16 protein-coding genes are annotated in these 18,005 nt (G+C 68.5%); 7 read left to right on the top strand and 9 right to left on the bottom strand.

Features of this window, described 5'->3' with window-relative positions:
• Window positions 1-74 precede the first annotated feature (74 nt).
• The 6 genes from V6S85_RS04295 to V6S85_RS04270 form a co-directional block, all read right to left on the bottom strand.
• On the bottom strand, window positions 75-308 hold the full coding sequence (locus tag V6S85_RS04295; protein WP_334348160.1) for a hypothetical protein: 234 nt from the start codon (window positions 306-308) through the stop codon (window positions 75-77).
• A gap of 152 nt (window positions 309-460) precedes the next feature.
• Window positions 461-1,114 (bottom strand): fructose-6-phosphate aldolase, encoded by a 654-nt coding sequence (gene fsa / locus V6S85_RS04290; protein ID WP_101720534.1) that lies wholly within the window; start codon window positions 1,112-1,114, stop codon window positions 461-463.
• 72 nt (window positions 1,115-1,186) lie between these two features.
• Window positions 1,187-2,062 (bottom strand): glucose-1-phosphate thymidylyltransferase RfbA, encoded by an 876-nt coding sequence (gene rfbA / locus V6S85_RS04285; RefSeq protein WP_101720535.1) that lies wholly within the window; start codon window positions 2,060-2,062, stop codon window positions 1,187-1,189.
• Window positions 2,059-2,943 carry a dTDP-4-dehydrorhamnose reductase gene (rfbD, locus tag V6S85_RS04280; protein WP_334348159.1) on the bottom strand — a complete coding sequence of 295 codons (885 nt, stop codon included), beginning with the start codon at window positions 2,941-2,943 and terminating at the stop codon, window positions 2,059-2,061. The genes rfbA and rfbD overlap by 4 nt, the downstream gene beginning before the upstream one ends.
• Complete coding sequence (gene rfbB, locus V6S85_RS04275) at window positions 2,940-3,989, bottom strand: dTDP-glucose 4,6-dehydratase (RefSeq protein ID WP_334348158.1); 1,050 nt, start codon at window positions 3,987-3,989, stop codon at window positions 2,940-2,942. Before rfbB ends, rfbD begins: the two co-directional genes overlap by 4 nt.
• Window positions 3,986-4,534, bottom strand: a complete 549-nt coding sequence (locus tag V6S85_RS04270) for a D-glycero-alpha-D-manno-heptose-1,7-bisphosphate 7-phosphatase (RefSeq protein WP_334348157.1) — start codon at window positions 4,532-4,534, stop codon at window positions 3,986-3,988. Before V6S85_RS04270 ends, rfbB begins: the two co-directional genes overlap by 4 nt.
• Before the next feature lie 100 nt (window positions 4,535-4,634).
• Here V6S85_RS04270 and V6S85_RS04265 point away from each other — a divergent pair, with 100 nt between their 5' ends.
• Window positions 4,635-5,789, top strand: coding sequence for an AGE family epimerase/isomerase (locus tag V6S85_RS04265; RefSeq protein WP_334348156.1), 1,155 nt, complete (start codon window positions 4,635-4,637; stop codon window positions 5,787-5,789).
• Here the strand turns inward: V6S85_RS04265 and V6S85_RS04260 are convergent.
• The gene (locus tag V6S85_RS04260) at window positions 5,773-7,092 is read right to left on the bottom strand and encodes a mannose-1-phosphate guanylyltransferase/mannose-6-phosphate isomerase (protein ID WP_334348155.1); all 1,320 of its coding nucleotides are present in this window, start codon (window positions 7,090-7,092) and stop codon (window positions 5,773-5,775) included. The two genes, V6S85_RS04265 and V6S85_RS04260, sit on opposite strands and share 17 nt — an antisense overlap.
• A 105-nt stretch (window positions 7,093-7,197) precedes the next feature.
• A complete protein-coding gene (locus tag V6S85_RS04255; protein WP_334348154.1) occupies window positions 7,198-9,225 on the bottom strand; it encodes an NAD(+) synthase in 2,028 nt (675 codons plus the stop codon).
• 201 nt (window positions 9,226-9,426) lie between these two features.
• Between V6S85_RS04255 and tkt the strand changes: the two genes are divergently transcribed.
• On the top strand, window positions 9,427-11,394 hold the full coding sequence (tkt, locus tag V6S85_RS04250; RefSeq protein ID WP_116569448.1) for a transketolase: 1,968 nt from the start codon (window positions 9,427-9,429) through the stop codon (window positions 11,392-11,394).
• Window positions 11,395-11,439: 45 nt separating this feature from the next.
• On the opposite strand, the gene V6S85_RS04245 is transcribed toward tkt, so the two are convergent.
• Complete coding sequence (locus V6S85_RS04245) at window positions 11,440-12,297, bottom strand: FkbM family methyltransferase (protein WP_334348153.1); 858 nt, start codon at window positions 12,295-12,297, stop codon at window positions 11,440-11,442.
• 386 nt (window positions 12,298-12,683) lie between these two features.
• Between V6S85_RS04245 and fcl the strand changes: the two genes are divergently transcribed.
• The 5 genes from fcl to V6S85_RS04220 all read left to right on the top strand — a co-directional run bounded on the left by fcl (window position 12,684) and on the right by V6S85_RS04220 (window position 17,973).
• Window positions 12,684-13,628, top strand: a complete 945-nt coding sequence (gene fcl / locus V6S85_RS04240) for a GDP-L-fucose synthase (protein ID WP_101720543.1) — start codon at window positions 12,684-12,686, stop codon at window positions 13,626-13,628.
• Window positions 13,629-13,676: 48 nt separating this feature from the next.
• Window positions 13,677-14,900, top strand: coding sequence for a hypothetical protein (locus V6S85_RS04235; RefSeq protein ID WP_334348152.1), 1,224 nt, complete (start codon window positions 13,677-13,679; stop codon window positions 14,898-14,900).
• 8 nt (window positions 14,901-14,908) lie between these two features.
• Entirely contained in the window at window positions 14,909-16,435 is a 1,527-nt protein-coding gene (locus V6S85_RS04230) for a glycosyltransferase (protein WP_116569451.1), read from the top strand.
• Window positions 16,436-16,447: 12 nt separating this feature from the next.
• Complete coding sequence (locus V6S85_RS04225) at window positions 16,448-17,011, top strand: NUDIX domain-containing protein (protein ID WP_116569452.1); 564 nt, start codon at window positions 16,448-16,450, stop codon at window positions 17,009-17,011.
• Window positions 17,012-17,133: 122 nt separating this feature from the next.
• Complete coding sequence (locus V6S85_RS04220; protein WP_116569453.1) at window positions 17,134-17,973, top strand: FkbM family methyltransferase; 840 nt, start codon at window positions 17,134-17,136, stop codon at window positions 17,971-17,973.
• Window positions 17,974-18,005 lie beyond the last annotated feature (32 nt).

The following is an 18,005-nucleotide window of genomic DNA, read 5'->3' as shown; positions in this document are numbered from 1 at the left end:
GGGCAGGGCGAAACGATCACCCTGTGTAACGCCCAAAACCCGAAACAGGAAACGCCGTTCTGAAAGCTTGGCTGTCAGGCCCCGGCCGCGGCCAGCCGGTCCATTCGCCACTCGCGGGCGAACTTCCTGCCAACGCCGACGTCCTCGAACACCACCTTGCGGCGCTCGGCGCCCAGCTCGGGGGTGTTGTGGATCATCACGAACGGGAAGCCGTTGCTGGCCAGGAAGTTCTGCACGAAGCGCGAGAAGCGCAGGGCTTCCTCGGCCGAGGCCAGGCAGATGTCGACGGCGATGTCGGCGGCTTTCATGGGCGCGCTCCTCAGAACTCGAGGTTTCCCGACCCTAACGCGCCAGTTCGCGTTTGCGAACCACCTTCGCAGTCGCAAAAAGAAACGGCCCCGGACGAATCCGGGGCCGCGCCTTGCGCCGCAATGGTTTGCGGCGATCAAAAAATCGCTGGCTACAGGATGGACTGGCCCGTGCTCGCCCAGTCCTTCAGGAATTGCTCGAGGCCCTTGTCGGTCAGCGGGTGCTTGAACATGTCGCCGAACACCGCCGGCGGGATGGTGACGACGTCGGCGCCGGCGATGGCGGCTTCCTTGACGTGGTTGGTGTTGCGCACCGAGGCGGCCAGGATCTCGGTCTCGTAGCCGTAGTTGTCGTAGATGGCGCGGATGTCGCGGATCAGGTCCATGCCGTCGAAGCCGTAGTCGTCGAGGCGGCCGATGAACGGCGAGACGTAGGTCGCGCCGGCCTTGCCGGCCAGCAGGGCCTGGGCCGGCGAGAAGCACAGCGTGACGTTGGTCTTGACGCCTTCGTTGGCGAAGTGGCCGCAGGCGATCAGGCCGTCGCGGGTCAGCGGCAGCTTGATCACGACATTGGGGGCGATCTGGGCCAGCTTGGCGCCTTCGGCGATCATGGCGTCGGCGGTGGTGGCGGCGACTTCGGCGCTGATCGGGCCGGGGACCAGGTCGCAGATCTCGGCGATCACCTCGAGCATCGGACGGCCCGACTTGGCGATCAGGGTCGGGTTGGTGGTGACGCCGTCGATCAGGCCGGTCGCGGCGAAGTCGGCGATGACCTTGGTGTCGGTGCTGTCGAGGAAGATCTGCATGGCTCTGCGCGGGGCCTTGTTGTGGAGAATTTGCAGCGGGTTTAGCCCCTCGGGGGCCGCCGCGCCAGGATTTCAGATTTCGCCGTCCGCCAGTTGGCGCAGATAGCGGTGATAGCCGGTCTTGGGGGTCTCGCCGGCCAGGGCGCGCAGCTGGTCGGCGTCGATGAAGCCCATCTGGAAGGCCACCTCCTCGACGCAGCCGATGCGGAAGCCCTGCCGCAGCTCGATGGCGCGCACGTATTCGGCGGCCTCCATCAGGGAGTCGTGGGTGCCGGTGTCGAACCAGGCGTAGCCCCGGCCCAGCCGTTCGACGGTCAGGTCGCCGGCGTCGAGATAGGCGCGGTTGACGTCGGTGATCTCCAGTTCGCCGCGAGCGGAGGGCTTCAGGCTCCTGGCGATGGCCGAGGCCTGGCCGTCGTAGAAGTAGAGGCCGGTCACGGCGTGGCGCGAGCGCGGCCTGGCCGGCTTTTCCTCGATGCTCAGCGCGCGGCCGTCGGGGCCGATCTCGACGACGCCGTAGCGCTGCGGATCGACCACGCTGTAGCCGAACACGGTGGCGCCGCTCTGGCGTCCGGCGGCCTTCTGCAGGAGGTCGGCGAAGCCGGCGCCGAAGAAGATGTTGTCGCCCAGCACCACGGCGCTGTCGGCGCCGTCGAGGAAGTCCTCGCCGAGAATGAGCGCCTGGGCGATGCCGTCGGGAGACGGCTGGGGCTTGTACTCGATACGCAGGCCCAGCTGCGAGCCGTCGCCCAGCAGGCGCCGGAACGCGGTCTCGTCATGGGGGTTGGTGACGATCAGGATCTCGCGCACCCCGGCCAGCATCAGGGTGGTCAGCGAGTAGTAGATCATCGGCTTGTCGTAGACCGGCAGCAGCTGCTTGCTGACGGCCAGGGTCAGGGGCGCCAGCCGGCTGCCAGAGCCGCCGGCGAGAATGATCCCACGCCTCATGTGTCCAGTCCTTCGGCGATGATTTGGTCGGCGGCGCGCGCCACGGCGCTCGTCCAGGGCTCGGCTTGCCAGCCGAAAACGGCGGAAACCCGACTGTTGTCGAGCGCGCCGTTGAGCGGCCGCGCGGCGGGCTCGGGAAAGTCGCGCTTGGCGATCGGCGACAGTCGCGCGCGGGTCCGCGGGTCGCGGGCCAGGGCGGCGGCGGCCAGGTCGTGACGCGAGGTCGCCCCGGCGTTGGTGAAGTGGAACAGGCCGAAGGCCGGATCGCCCGCGGCGGCGGCGGTCCAGCGCGGCGCCGCGCCCAGGATGAAGTCGGCCAGGGCCACGGCGTCGGTCGGGCAGCCGTACTGGTCGGCGACCACGCGCAGCTCGTCTCGGGCGCGTCCCAGCTCCAGCATGGTGCGGATGAAGTTGCGGCCGAAGCGCGAGAACACCCAGGAGACGCGCAGCACGACGCCCTTTTCCCAGGCCAGGACGGCGGTCTCGCCGTCGCGCTTGGTGGCGCCGTAGACCGACAGCGGGTTGGTCGCGTCATCCTCGCGATAGGCGCGGTCGAGGGCTCCGTCGAACACGCAGTCGGTCGACAGGTGGATCAGGGGCAGGCCGCGGGCGGCGCAGGCCCTGGCCATGGCGGCCGGCGCCAGGGCGTTGGCGGCGCGGGCCGCCTCGGGCTCGGCCTCGGCCTTGTCGACCAGGGTGAAGGCGGCGCAGTTGACCACGAGGTCGCAGTCGGCCCCCGCGATGGCCGCCTCGATCGCGGCTTCGTCGGCGAGATCCACGTCGTTGCGTGACAGCGGGACGAGAACGGCCCGGCCCGGCGCGGCGGCGATCATCGCCCGCGAAACCTGTCCGGTGGCGCCGAACTGCAGGATCCGGATCACGCGGACACGCCCAGTCGCTGGCCCGCGAAACCCTTGGCGCGCAGGGCGTCCCACCAGCCGTCGTTGTCGAGATACCAGCGCACGGTCCGCTCCAGGCCCTCCTCGACGGTCAGTGCCGGCGACCAGCCGAGATCGCGCTGCAGCTTGCCGGCGTCGATGGCGTAGCGACGGTCGTGGGCGGGGCGGTCGGTGACGTGGGTGATCAGGTCCTCGCGCGGGGTGTTGCCCGGGCGGATGCGGTCGAGCGCGGCGCAGATCGTGCGCACGAGGTCGATGTTGGCGCGCTCGGCGTCGCCGCCGATCAGGTAGGTCTCGCCAGGAGCGCCGGCTTCCAGCACCCGCAGCAGGGCGGCGGCGTGATCTTCCACGTGCAGCCAGTCGCGGACCTGGCGCCCGTCGCCGTAGACCGGGATGGGCCGGCCCGCCAGGGCGTTGAAGATCACCGTCGGGATCAGCTTTTCGGGATGCTGGCGCGGGCCATAGTTGTTCGAGCACGAGGTGACGATCACCGGCAGGCCGTAGGTGCGCCCCCAGGCCCGGGCCAGCAGGTCCGAGGCGGCCTTGCTGGACGAATAGGGCGAGGTCGGATCGATCGGCGAGCGCTCGTCGAACGGGGCGTCGTCCGGGCCGAGCGCGCCATAGACCTCGTCGGTCGAGACATGCACGAAGCGGAAGCGCGCGGCGCGGTCCTGGTCCATCCGGCCGTAGTGGGCGCGAGCGGCTTCGAGCAGCACGGCCGTACCCACGACGTTGGTCCGCACGAAGGCCAGCGGACCGTCGATCGAGCGGTCGACATGCGACTCCGCGGCCAGGTGCAGCACGGCGTCGGGGGCGTGGCGATCGAAGATCGCCGCCATGGTCTGGGCGTCGGCGATGTCGGCCTGCTCGAACGCGTAGGCCGGGTGGGTCGCGACTTCCACCAGGTTGGCGAGGTCGCCGGCATAGGTCAGGGCGTCGACATTGACGACCGCGTGGCCGGCGGCCAGGGCGGCCCGGACGAGCGTCGAGCCGATGAAGCCGGCGCCGCCGGTGATCAGGAGTTTCAAGCCGGGCCTCCCGGGCCGGCCGGGAAGCGCCGGCCGAGCTTGGTTCTGAGAAAGTGCAGCAAGTCGCCGCCCGTGAACAGGAAGCCTTCGACGCCGGCCCGTCGGGCGGCCTCGACGTCGCTGTCGTTGTCGCCGACCAGCACGCACGCCTCCGGCGACAGGCCGGCCTCGGCCAGTCCGCGCAGGATCATCCCGGGGTTGGGCTTGCGGTCGGGATGGTCGTCGCAGCGATAGGCCTCGACCACGGCGTCCTTGTGGAACGGGCAGTGATAGAAGGCGGAGACCTGGCCGCCAAGGCGTTGCAGGTCGCCCTGCATGTGCGCGTGCAGGGCGAGGACCGCGTCCTCGCCGTAATAGCCGCGCGCGACGCCGGACTGGTTGGTGACCACGATGCTGCGGACGCCCGCCGCGGTCAGGGCCGCGATCGCTTCGCGGGCGCCGGGGACCCATTCCAGGTCGGCCGGATCGTGGACGTAGCCCCGGTCGACATTGAGGACTCCGTCGCGATCGAAGAAGACGGCCTTCAAGGGGTTATGGTCATGCATCTTGTCTCGCCATTACGCGACGGCCCCGCCGGTCACAAGCCGAGGCTTGCGTAGCGGCGCCTGGGCGCTAGAAAACCGCTCGATCCTACTGGAGAACAGCATGACCGCTTCGGCCCGCATCGTCCGCCTTCGCGACCAGCTCAAGGCCTGGGCGCTGGACGACGCCTTCCCCCTGTGGTGGACCGTCGGCGCGGACCGCGAGAAGGGCGGCTTCTTCGAGAAGATCGCCCTGGACGGAACGCCGGTCGAAGCGCCGCGCCGCGCGCGCGTGCAGCCGCGCCAGATCTATTCCTACGCCGCCGCGGGCGCGCTCGGATGGGACGGGCCCTGGCGCGAGGCCCTGGCCCATGGCCTGGAATTCTATCTGGCGCGCTATCGTCGTCCGGACGGCTTCTTCCGCACGCTGGTGGCGTCGGACGGCTCGCCGCTGGACGACAAGGTCGACCTCTACGACCAGGCTTTCGGCCTGTTCGGTCTGGCCATGGCGAGCCAGGCGCTGCCCGAGCGCGAGGACCTGCCCCGCATCGCCGTCGAGCTGCGGGGCGCCCTGCAGGCGACGCTGAAGCATCCCGTGGCCGGTTTCGAGGAAAGCGTTCCGCGCATCCTGCCGCTGCTGTCCAATCCGCACATGCACCTCTTCGAGGCCAGCCTGGCCTGGATCGAGGCGGGCGGCGACGCCGGCTGGCGGGCGATGGCCGACGAGATCGCGGAACTGGCGCTGGCCAAGTTCATCGACCCCGCCAGCGGCGGCCTGCGCGAATACTATGACGGCGACTGGAACCCGGCCCCCGGCGTGGCCGGCCGCATCGTCGAGCCTGGCCACCAGTTCGAGTGGGCCTGGCTTCTGCTGCGCTGGAGCCAGCTGTCGGGGCGGGCCGACGCCCGCGCCGCGGCGTTGCGGATGATCGAGATCGGCAAGGGGCCGGGCGTGGATCCCGCGCGCGGGGTGGCCATCTTCGCCTTGCTCGACGACATGAGCGTGCACGACGACGTCGCCCGCCTGTGGGCGCAGACCGAATGGATCAAGGCCGGCGTGCTGGCCGCCCAGGTCACCGGCGACGACGCCTGGCTGGACGTGGCGGCCGACGGCGCCGAGGCCCTGCTCAAGTATCTCGACGTCGCCGTGCCGGGTCTCTGGCGAGACAAGCTCCAGGCCGACGGGACGTTCGTGGACGAGCCGGCGCCGGCCAGCTCGTTCTACCACATCGTCTGCGCGATCCTGGAGCTCGACAGGGTGATCAGCGCCAGACCGTGACGAGCGCGGTGCTGGCCTCGCCGGCGCGCACCATCACCGGCGAATGCAGGTCGGCGCGGGCGCCCTGGGCGTAGGTTTCGGTCTCGGCTTCGAGGGCTCCGTCCAGGACCTGGATAGAGCTGACCGGCAGGCTGGTCATCGCCCCGGCTTCAAAGCGCCACAAGGACACCTCGGCCTTGGCCGAACGGGTGACCGGCTGGCGCTCGATCCCGCCCGAGAAGGCGATGGCGTGACGGTGGGCGATATCGCGCCCACTGGCCTTCAGCACGTCGACGAGGGTCTTCACCGCCTGGGCGTCGTCGCGACGGCAGACCAGGACCGCGTCGCTCTCGGCGACGATCAGCAGGTCCTCGACGCCGATGGCGCCGACGAACGGTCCGTTCGAGCGCGCCAGCACGCCGCGGGTGTTGATCAGGTGGACGTCGCCGGTGGCGGTGTTGCCCGAAAGGTCCCGGATCGAGGCCTCCCAGATGGCGTCCCAGGCCCCGAGGTCGGACCAGGTGAAGGCGGCCGGCGCGACCGCCGCCTTGTCGGTGCGCTCCATCACGGCGTAGTCGAGCGACTTCTTGGTCGTGGTGGCGAAGGCGCCGGCGTCGAGGTGCAGGGTGATGCCGTCGCGAGACCCCTTCTCGACGGCGTCGATGGCGCCGTTGCTGATCGCCGGCTCGTAGGTGTCGAGTTCCTCGAGCAGGGTCTTGGCCGCGAAGGCGAAATTGCCGCTGTTCCAGTAATAGCCCTCGGCGAGATAGCGCTTGGCCGTCTCGAGGTCGGGCTTCTCGACGAAGGCGTCGATCGACTTGACGCCGCTGGGCAGGGCTTCGCCCGGCTTGATGTAGCCGAAGCCGGTGGCGGGGCTGGTCGGCTGGACGCCGAAGGTCACGATCAGGCCGGTGCGGGCGGCGCTCACGGCCGTCAGGGCGGCCTCGCGGAACACGTCCACCTCGGCGATGTGGTGATCGGCCGCCAGCATCAGGACGACGCCGTCCGGCGTCTTGGCGCGGACATAGGCGGCGGCGGCGGCGATGGCGGGCGCGGAGTCGCGGGCCTCGGGCTCGATGATCACCACCAGGTTGGCGCCGATCTCGCGGGCCTGGCGCTCGACCAGCTCGGCCATGTGGCGGCCCGTCACCACCACGATCTCGTGGGCGCCGGGCAGGTCCATCACCCGAAGGATGGTCTCCTGGAAGCTCGAGCGATCACCGATAAGCTTGAGGAACTGCTTGGGACGATCCGACCTCGACGACGGCCAGAGTCGAGTGCCCGACCCACCACAGAGAATGACCGGATAAATGGCGTCGACCAAAGGATTCCCCCCACAAACTCGCACGCGGATACGTTGCGCGACCTATAGGACATTGCCTTTTCGGTCTACGCCCAAGTCTACCTCATCGGCGCTGCGGCCGAAACGCTAGGTGGCTGTATTGGCTGCGAGTTCGGCCAGCCAGGCGTCCGCGCTCGCGTCCGAGGGCATCCGCCAGTCGCCGCGCGGCGACAGGGCGCCGCCGGACGAGATCTTCGGCCCGTTCGGCACGGCCGAGCGCTTGAACTGGTTGGCGAAGAAGCGCTTGAGGAACAGCTCCAGCCACTTTCTGATCTCGGGCAGGTCGTAGGCGCGGCGGGCCGTCTGCGGCAGGCCGACCGGCCAGCCGCCCTTGGCCGCGTCGTGCCAGGCGCTCCAGGCCAGGAAGGCGATCTTCGACGGCGCCATGCCGTAGCGGCTCATGTAGAAGAGGTTGAAGTCCTGCAGGGCGTAGGGCCCCACGAAGCTTTCGGTGGCCTGGGTCTGCTCGCCGGGCACCAGTTCGGGCGAGATCTCGGTGGCCAGGATGTCTTCCAGGAGGGCGGTGGTCGCCGCGTCGACGTCGCCCGAATGGGCCACGAAGCGGATCAGGTGCTGGATCAGCGTCTTGGCCGCCCCGCAATTGGGGTTGTAGTGGCTCATGTGGTCGCCGACGCCGTAGGTGCACCAGCCAAGCGCCAGCTCCGACAGGTCGCCGGTGCCCACGACCAGGCCGCCGTTGTGGTTGGCCAGGCGGAACAGGTAGTCGGTCCGCAGGCCCGCCTGCACGTTCTCGAAGGTCACGTCGTAGACCGGCTCGCCGCGTCCGAACGGGTGGTCGAGGTCCTTGAGCATCTGGGTCGCGGCGGGGCGGATGTCCAGTTCGGCGGCCGAGACGCCCATGGCCCGCATCAGGGCCCAGGCGTTGGACTTGGTGCGGTCGGAGGTGGCGAAGCCGGGCAGGGTGTAGGCCAGGATGTTGGCCCGCGGCAGGGAAAGCTGGTCCATGGCCTTGGCGGCCACCAGCAGGGCCTGGGTGGAGTCGAGGCCGCCGGAGATGCCGAGCACCAGCTTCTTGAGGCCCGAGGCTTCCAGGCGGCGCGCCAGGCCCTGGACCTGGATGTTGTAGGCCTCGTAGCAGTTCTCGCGCAGCCTGGTCGGATCCGATGGCGTGAACGGGAAGCGCTCGACCGCCCGCGCCAGGGCCAGATCGCCGGCCGGCGGGACGAAGTCGAACGGAACGATCCGGAACGGGACCGCCGAAGGCGAGAGCATCATGGCGTCGCCGAAGCTGCCCACGCGCATGCGCTCCTGGCGCAGGCGCTCGACGTCGATGTCGGCGAAGGTCCAGGTCGGGCCGGTCGAGAAGCGTTCGGTCTCGGCCAGCAGGGCGCCCATCTCGTGGATGTCGAGGTGGCCGTCCCAGGCGACGTCGGTGGAGCTCTCGCCCGCGCCGGCCGCTGAATAGACATAGGCGGCGATCGCCCGCGACGACTGGCTGGCGCACAGCAGGCGGCGGGTCTCGGACTTGCCGATGGTGATGTTGCTGGCCGACAGGTTCAGCAGGATCTCGGCCCCGGCCAGGGCCTGGGCGGTGCTGGGCGGGGTGGGCGTCCAGACGTCCTCGCAGATCTCGACGCCGACGGTGAAGCCGCTCGCGCGGAACAGGACGTCGGTCCCGAACGGAACCTGCTGGCCGGCCAGGCTCAGGGTCCTGCCGGTGACGCCGGCGCCGGGGGTGAACCAGCGGCGCTCGTAGAACTCGCGGTAGTTGGGCAGGAAGCTCTTGGGCGTGACGCCCAGCACGCGGCCGGCATGGATGGCCACGGCGGTGTTGTAGAGGCGTCCGCCGTCACGCAGCGGCGCGCCGACCACGAACAGCGGGCTGAGCGTCTTGCTCTCCTCGGCCAGGGTGGCGATCGCCGCCTCGACGGCGTCCAGCAACACGTCCTGCTGCAGCAGGTCGTCGATCGAGTAGCCGGTCAGGCCCAGTTCCGGGAACGCCATGACCGCCACGCCCTGGTCGTGGCCCTGGCGCACGAGGTCGAGCACGGCGCGCGCGTTGTGGGCCGGATCGACCAGCTTGACCTTCGGAACGGTGGCGGCGACCCGGACGAAGCCGTGGCGATAGGGGGAGAAGAACGACGGGCTACCCACGCGGTCGACCTTTCGAGGTTATGCTGAAAATGAGCATAAGTCTGCGTCCAGCTATATCCGGTCCGCGCGCCGTTGCATAGCGGCCTCAGCAGGCGGGCTATGTGCCCCGGTTGCTTGACCCTGGGGGCCTCGCATGTCACGTGCGGGCCGCGCAGGCGCCCCCCGCCGTCCACAGACATAAAAGCCGAAGAGCCAGAGCCCATGCCCGTCTCGCCGATCAAGATGGCCGACGCCATCCGCGTCCTTTCGATGGAGGCCGTGCACAAGGCCAAGTCGGGTCACCAGGGCATGCCGATGGGCATGGCCGACGTGGCCACCGTGCTGTTCAGCAAGTTCATGAAGTTTGATGCGGCAAAGCCCGACTGGGCCGACCGCGACCGCTTCGTGCTGTCGGCCGGCCACGGCTCGATGCTGCTCTACTCCCTGCTTCACCTGACCGGCTACAAGGCCGTGACGATGAAGGAGATCGAGAACTTCCGTCAGTGGGGTTCGCTGACCCCCGGCCACCCCGAAGTGCACCACACCCCGGGCGTGGAGACCACGACCGGCCCGCTGGGTCAGGGCCTGGCCACCTCGGTCGGCATGGCGATGGCCGAGGCCCACCTCGCCGCCGTCTACGGCAAGGACCTCGTCGATCACCGCACCTGGGTGATCGCCGGCGACGGCTGCCTGATGGAAGGCGTCAGCCATGAGGCCATCAGCCTGGCCGGCCGCCTGAAGCTGTCCAAGCTGACGGTGCTCTTCGACGACAACAACACCACGATCGACGGCGTGGCCACGATCTCCGAGACCGGCGACCAGGTGGCGCGCTTCAAGGCCGCCGGATGGGCCGTGAAGGTCGTCGACGGCCACGACCACGGCAAGATCGCCGCCGCCCTGCGCTGGGCGACCAAGCAGGACCGTCCGACCATGATCGCGTGCAAGACGCTGATCTCGAAGGGCGCCGGTCCCAAGGAAGGCGACCCCCACAGCCACGGCTACACCCTGTTCGACAGCGAGATCGTCGCCGCCCGCGCCGCCATGGGCTGGGACGCCGCGCCGTTCACCGTGCCGGACGACATCGCCAAGGCCTGGAAGAGCGTCGGTCGCCGCGGCGCCCGTGTCCGCAAGGGCTGGGAAGCCGCCGTCGCCGCCTCGGACAAGGGCGCGGAGTTCACCCGCGCGGTGGTCAAGGGCCAGCTGCCGGCAGGCGCCTTCGAGAAGCTCGAGGCCCACATCGCCGCCGCCGTCGAGAACAAGCCGGTCAACGCCACCCGCGTCCACTCGGGCTCGGCCCTGGACCAGCTGATCCCGGCCATCCCGGAGATGATCGGCGGCTCGGCCGACCTGACCGGCTCGAACAACACCCTGGTCAAGGGCATGGGCGCCTATGACACGCCCGACTACGCCGGCCGCTACGTCCACTACGGCGTGCGCGAGTTCGGCATGGCCGCGGCCATGAACGGCATGGCGCTGCATGGCGGCGTGATCCCGTACTCGGGCACCTTCCTGGCCTTCGCCGACTACAGCCGCGCGGCCATCCGCCTGGGCGCGCTGATGCAGGCCAAGGTCATCCACGTAATGACCCACGACTCCATCGGCCTGGGCGAGGATGGCCCGACCCACCAGCCGGTCGAGCACGTGGCCAGCTTGCGCGCCATTCCCAACCTGCTGGTCTTCCGTCCGGCCGACGCGGTGGAGGCCGCCGAGGCCTGGCAGGTGGCCCTGCAGCAGAACACCACCCCGTCGGTGATGTGCCTGTCGCGCCAGAAGACCCCGCACGTGCGCACCTTCGCCGGCGAGAACCAGGTCGCCAAGGGCGCCTACGAGCTGCTGGCCGCGCAAGGCGGTGAAGCGGCCGTGACGATCTTCGCCACCGGCACCGAGGTCGGCCTGGCCGTGGCCGCCCGCGAAGTGCTGCAATCGCAGGGCAAGCCGACCCGCGTGGTCTCGGTTCCCTGCTGGGAGCTGTTCGACCAGCAGCCGGCGGCCTACCGCAAGGCCGTGATCGGCTCGGCGCCGGTGCGCGTGGCCGTCGAGGCCGGCATCCGCCAGGGCTGGGAACGCTTCATCGGCGAGGACGGCAAGTTCGTCGGCATGACGGGCTTCGGCGCCAGCGCCCCGTTCGAGCGTCTCTATAAAGAGTTCGGCATCACCACCGAGGCGGTGGTGGAAGCGGCCGCGGGCTGATTGCGGCCCCCCCTCGGCGCGGTGCGCCGAGGGGGGGCTTGCGGCTCAGAGGTCGGCGATTTCCGAGCGGCGGCTCGGGTGGACCAGGAGCAGGTCCGTGAGCTTGCCCGTCTCGTAGCTGGCCGGCTGCAACGTCTCGGGGTTCAGCGGCTCGAAACCGAGGTCGCTGATGGCGTCGAACAGGTCGTTGTGGTCTTCCATGGTCGGAAACAGGTCGTACCATTCCACGAACAGGAAGGGCTTGTACTCGACGATCAGGTCCTTGGAGGCCCGCAGGATCTCCTTGTCGTAGCCCTCGCAGTCGGTCTTGACGAACGACAGCGTGGCGAGCTCGGCGTCGCTGTAGGTGCGCTTCAGCAGCGTATCCAGGCGGATGCCCTCGACCGTGGTGCGGACCTGGGCAAGGCCTTGCATCTGGGCCTGCAGGGCCTCGGAGAAGTTGGGGTCGATCAGGCCGCCGTTGCAGTTCTGGTTGCCGTTGTCGACCAGCTCGACCACTTCGCCGTCCTTCTTGGTGACGGCGTAGCGCGACAGGGTGAACTCGGCCCAGGACGTGTTCAGCGAGGTGTTGACCTCCAGGACGGGGTAGACGTCGCGGTTGGGCTCCACGGCCAGCACCTTGCCCGGCTTGCCTGTCGCGTGGTCGTAGCTGAAGACGCCGATCGGTACGGTCGTGTCGCCGCTGTGGGCGCCGACGTCGACGCACAGCGAGCCCGGCTTGATCAGGCGGTCCCAGTGGTAGGTCTGCGAATAGCGTCGCAGCAGTTCGCTGATCGGGGGTTCGTTGACCAGCGGATGGTTCCAGTCGCAGAAGGAGACCTCGCGGCCCTTCCAGTCGACGGTCTGCCGAGGTTTCACATAGCTCATGTCCAGGCCCTCTTCGGACGTCGGCAAATCGTGCATCACTGTTCCCTGGCTGAGACGCTCGCGCCCATGTTCCCGCTGTAGCCGAACCAGAATGCGACCGAAAGTATCAAAGCTCGGCGTCGATCCAAGCCGCGGCCTGTTTGAAGTTTTCCGGCGCTCCCTGTGTTTAACGGCTCTGGACGCTCGTCTCCGAATGTGGTGGAAGCGGGCTACGTGATCGTCCTCACGTTGCTTGTCGAGAAGCGGAAGCTGTAATTGTCGCGCGCGGTTATGCGCGCGACGAAGAAGCCCCAATCGGAACCGGCTGGGTCAGGATGGGCGCCCAGCCGCCGCATCACGTGGGGCGATGTGGGGCGCGTGGCTTTTCCACACGAGCGGTCCGCGCGTCCGCGAGTTTTGAGATTTTACGGGGAACGGCCGAGATGGCGGATTTGTCTGGAAAGCGGGTTTGGGTCTCCGGACATCGCGGCATGGTCGGTTCGGCGCTCGTTCGCCGCCTCGCCAGCGAGAATTGTGAAGTCCTCGTCGCCGACCGGGCGACGCTCGATCTGCGTGACTCCGGCGCCGTCCGGCGGTGGGTGCAGGAAAACCGCCCGGACGTGGCCCTGGTGTCCGCCGCCAAGGTGGGGGGCATCCTCGCCAACGACAGCTATCCGGCCGACTTCATCTACGACAACCTGGCGATCTCCACGAACATCATCCATTCGTGCTTCGAGGGCGGCGTCGAAAAGCTGCTCTATCTGGGCTCGTCGTGCATCTATCCGCGCCTGGCGCCGCAACCGATCCCGGAGAGCGCGCTGCTGACGGGCCCCCTGGAGCCGACGAACGAGTGGTACGCGATCGCCAAGATCGCCGGCATCAAGCTTTGCCAGGCCTATCGCAAGCAGCACGGCGCCGACTACATCTCGGCCATGCCGACCAATCTCTATGGTCCCGGCGACAACTACGATCTGAACTCCAGCCACGTCATGCCGGCCCTGATCCGCAAGATGTACGAGGCCAAGCGTTCGGGCGCGAGCAGCGTGGAAGTCTGGGGGTCGGGCAAGCCGCTGCGCGAGTTCATGTATGTCGACGACCTGGCCGACGCCTGCATCTTCCTGACCAAGTCCTATTCCGGCTACGAGCACGTCAACGTCGGCTCGGGCCAGGAGATCTCGATCGGAGAGCTCGCCCTGCTGGTGGCCAAGGTCGTGGGTTTCGAGGGCGAGATCCGCCAGGACGCCTCCAAGCCGGACGGCACGCCGCGCAAGCTGCTCGACACCAGCAAGCTGCAAGGGCTGGGCTGGACCGCCAAGCACGGCCTCGAAGAGGGCATCGCCCTGGCCTTCGAAGCCTTCCTTTCCGAAAGCGCGGCCAAGGCCGCCTGAGGGCGCGCCGATCCACGCTGCACAATTCGATTCCGGTCGGGTGATCCTATGGAAGATATGCTGACGGCTGGCCGTGTCGGTCGCAAAGCGTTGGTCTGCGACCCTGTCTGCGTGCTGCCCTATGGCCACGCGATGCCGGCGCTGAACCACTATCGACGCCTGCTGCTGCCGCGCTTCGAGGACGTCAGGTGCCTGGCTTCGAAGAGCTTCTCGCCGACGCTGGCGGCCGAGAACGACTTCGAGCAGGCCTTCACCTTCCTGTACAACAAGTACATCCCGGTGATGGGCGAGGCTCGCTTCAACGAGATGGTGAAGGCCCATCCGGCCTTTTCCGACGCCTTCGCCGATCCCTACGAGCGCGTCGCCACGGCCGACGCCGTCGAGATCCTCGGCCGCCACGAGATCGCGTCCGAGGACACGATCTTCATGCCCGGCGCCGACTTCTACGGCATCATCGGCTTCCTCAACGCCTGCGCGGCCCGGCCGGCGGCGCAGCGTCCCAAGATCTTCATCCGCCTGATCGGCGTGCTCGAGGCGGCGACGCCCTTCTACGACGACCCGATGGGCGAGCTTTGCCGTCGCATCCGCGCGGCCAGCGCCGCGGACGTGCGCCTCTATCTTTCGGCCGAGACGCCCGCCTATGCGGACTACGTCAACGAGCAGACCGGCCTGATCACCTACCTCACGCCCTATCCGGAGACGTCGGAGCGGCTGCCGCTGCCTGAAACCGACGATTTCAACGTGCTGTGCGCGGGCTCGGCGCGCCTGGACAAGGGTTTCCACCACCTGCTCGAGATCATGCAGGGGGTCCATGCCAATCCGCCGCGTCGCAAGGTGCTGCTGACGACCCAGACCCTGCCGGTCAAGGGCAGCGAAGCCTGGGACAGCTATACGTCCCAGCTCTACGCGACGTCGGGCGTGACCCTGCTGGAGCCGGTGATCTCCTCGGAGCTGATGCACGATCTCTACCGGGCCTGCGACATCGTCCTGCTGCCCTATGCCCAGGACGTGTACCGCATGCGCGGCTCGGCCGTGATGATGGAGGCGGCCGGCGCCGGGCGCCTGTGCCTGACGCTGCGCGGCACGGCCTTCTCTCGCCAGGTCGAGTATTACGGGCTCGGAGAGGTCGTCGACACGATCCAGGACATCCCCGACGCTATCCGCAAGATGGCCGCGATGCCGCGTGACAGGATGCAGGGCCGCATCGATCAGGCCCGCGCCCGGTTCTTCCTGGATATCAACGCGGCCTACGCCCACTGGCTCAGCCTGTGAGACCGAACATGAACAAGAAGATCGCCAAGAAGCGGTTGGTGTACGTCGGGCACCACTTCCACCTGAAGACCCGCTCGACCCAGTTCCTGGTCGAGGCGCTGAGCACCCGGTTCTCGGTCACCACGGTCGCGGTCGACCCGGAGAACCTGGCCGCGTCGAACCTGGGTTTCACGCGTGCGGAATGCGACATCGTGGTCGTCCTCCAGCTCGACTTCCTGGCGCCGATCTTCATCGCCCGGGGCATTCCCACGGTCGTCGTCCCGATGTTCGACGGCTCCGAGCACATGCCCGAGCTGCATTGGCAGTTCTCGCAGCAGGCCCGGTTCGTCTCGTTCTCGCGCCACCTGCACGTCAAGATCCAGCGGGCCGGCGGCCAGTCGCTGCTGGTCAAGTACTTCCCCGAGCCCGAGGCCCATGTCAGCGCCCGGAAGTATCGCGAACTCTCCGGCTTCTTCTGGGAGCGCCGTCCCGACAGCGGCGTCGACGCCAGCTTCATCGCCAAGCTGGTCGGTTCGCAGCTCGACCGCCTGCACGTCCACCAGGCCCGCGACCTGCCCCTGCCCCCCGGGCCGAACGTGAAGACCCTGTTCGGCGACACCGAGGTGACCACGTCCACCTGGTTCGAGAACCGTTCCGACCTCTCCGAACTGATGGCGCGGTCGAACATCTATTTCGCGCCCCGCCTCAGCGAAGGCATCGGCATGGGCTTCCTCGAAGCCATGGCGCAGGGCATGGCCGTGATCGCTCACGACGCCAGCACCCACAACGAGTACATCGCCAACTGGTCCAGCGGGGTGCTCTACTCCCTGCACGGCACCCGCGAGCTGGTTCTCAGCACCCAGAAGGTGGCCGAGATGGGCGAAGCCGCTCGCCAGTGCATCGCCGAGGGGCGTCCGGTCTGGCTTCGACAGATCGACCAGATGCTGGACTGGATCGACGGCTGTCCCGAACCCGACGTCGGCGACCTTCCCGCCGACTTCCTCGATACCGAGATTTCTCGCGCCTACACGGCGGGCTTCGGCGCCTACCGGCGCTTCCTGCGTCGCAACATCCACCTGCTCAAGGCCCTGGCGCCGAAGATGGAAACCGTCGCCAGCGGCAAGGGCAGCGTCATCGACGACAGCCCGGCCCTGATGCCGGCGTTGCGCGAAAGCACCATCGGCTTCGGCTCGGCCGACGCCCGCCAGTACATGGCCAAGGGCTGGTCGCATGACGAGCCCGGCTTCGTGTGGGTCGACGGCCCCTATGCGACCTTGAACTTCTCGGCGGTCGGCGACCTGGCCGCGGCGCGCAGCCTGACGATCCGCTGCCACGCCCCGCCGCTGCCGCACCCGCAGCGCCTGGCGATCGTGGTCAACGGCGCCTTCGCCGATGCGATCGAGGTGGGGGCGGACTCGACGGAGCACACCATCGCCCTGCCGGAAGCCGGTCTGGGCGCCCTGACCGAGATCGCGCTGTTCGCCGAGCAGACCTGCAAGCTGCCGGGCGAGGCGCGGCGGTTGAGCGTCGCTGTCAGCTCGATCTCGTTCCACTAGGGCGCTCGGGCGATGGACGAACGCGTCGTCGATGTGAAGCCCCTCTACGAGGGCTGGTCGTCGATGAGCCTCGTCGGCATGCGCCTGTCGTCGGGCGCGGTCGTGCCGCGCCATGTCGAGCACCACGGCCTCAGCGTCGGCGTGCTGCCGTTCGATCCGGTCCGGCGTTGCGCGACCCTGGTGCGCATGGCGCGGGCGCCGGTGCTCCTCGCGGGCCTGGAAGACGTCGTCGAGGTTCCCGCCGGCAAGATGGAGGGCGACGACCCGCAGGACACCGCGCGCCAGGAGGCGCTCGAGGAGGCCGGCCTGCGCCTGGGCGCGCTGGATCGCGTCGCGGAGTTCTGGAGCATGCCGGCCATTTCGTCGGAGCGCATCACGCTTTACCTGGCCGAGTACCGCGACACGGACCGCGTCGCGACGGGAGGCGGGCTGGAAGAAGAGGGCGAGGAGATCGAGGTCTTCGAGATGGGTCTCGACGCCCTATGGACGCTCGTCGCCCAAGGCGACAAGGTCGACATGAAGACAGCCGTGCTGGTCTACGCCTTGAGGCAGCGGCGGCCCGAGCTTTTTCCCTGACGTCTTATCGCCCATAGTCGCGGCCCTCTTTCCTTCCGTCGTTTCAAGGTTCCTGCGTGCCCCACAGTGTTCTTCTGCACCTGAGCAACATCAAGCGAGTGCGGGCAGGCTCCAGGGAGGCCATGCCGGAGGAGTTCCGTCTGCGGGCCGAGCATGTCGACGCGGTGCTGGCGGAGGGCAGGGACCCGGTCGCGCACATCCAGACGATCTTCGGCGCGCGAATGGAAGTCGACCTGCGCGAGGAGGTCTCGCGCAGCCTCTACGTCTACGGATCTTTCGAGGACGACCTTGTCGCCTCCTTCTCGCGCATGCTGCGCCCCGGGGCGGTGTTCGTCGACATCGGCGCCCACTACGGCTTCTTCTCGCTCTGGGCGGCGACGCTCGTCGGGGCCGAGGGGGCGGTGATCTCTTTCGAGCCCACGCCTGACACGGCCGATCGCCTGCGGCGCAACCTGGCTCCGTTCGAGACCGCGACGGTCAACGCCGCGGCGGTGTGGGACGCCGACGAGACGCTCTCGTTCAACACCTTCGACGTGTCGTGGTCGGCGTTCAATTCCTACACCTCGATCCGCGCGCCGGACGACATGGACACGCCGGCGCCGGTGGTGGTGCAAGTCCCGGCCTTGAGCCTGGACAGCTATTTCGCCGGGGCCGAACGCGGCCCTGACGTCATCAAGATCGACGCTGAGAGCGCCGAACTGAACGTGCTTCGGGGCGCCGAGGCGGTGCTGGCGGCCTACCGGCCGATCGTCACCATCGAGGTCGGCGACTATCCTCACCTCGTTGAGGCCGGCGTGCCCAACAGTTGCGAGATCCTCGGCTGGATACAGGATCGTGACTACGTCCTGCTCGAGCCCGGGCTGGAGGAGGACACGCCGCACGTCCTGCGAGGCCCGCTGGAGTACGGCTACCAGAACATCGTCTGCGTGCCCGCTGAGAGACTGGCGAGCCTGACGACGTGATTTGTCGCCGCATCGCCATGGTCCGTGATCGT

Source organism: Caulobacter sp. CCNWLW153 (assembly GCF_036889365.1).
Taxonomy (GTDB): Bacteria; Pseudomonadota; Alphaproteobacteria; order Caulobacterales; family Caulobacteraceae; genus Caulobacter; species Caulobacter radicis.
This window is presented reverse-complemented; position numbering and strand designations above follow the sequence as displayed.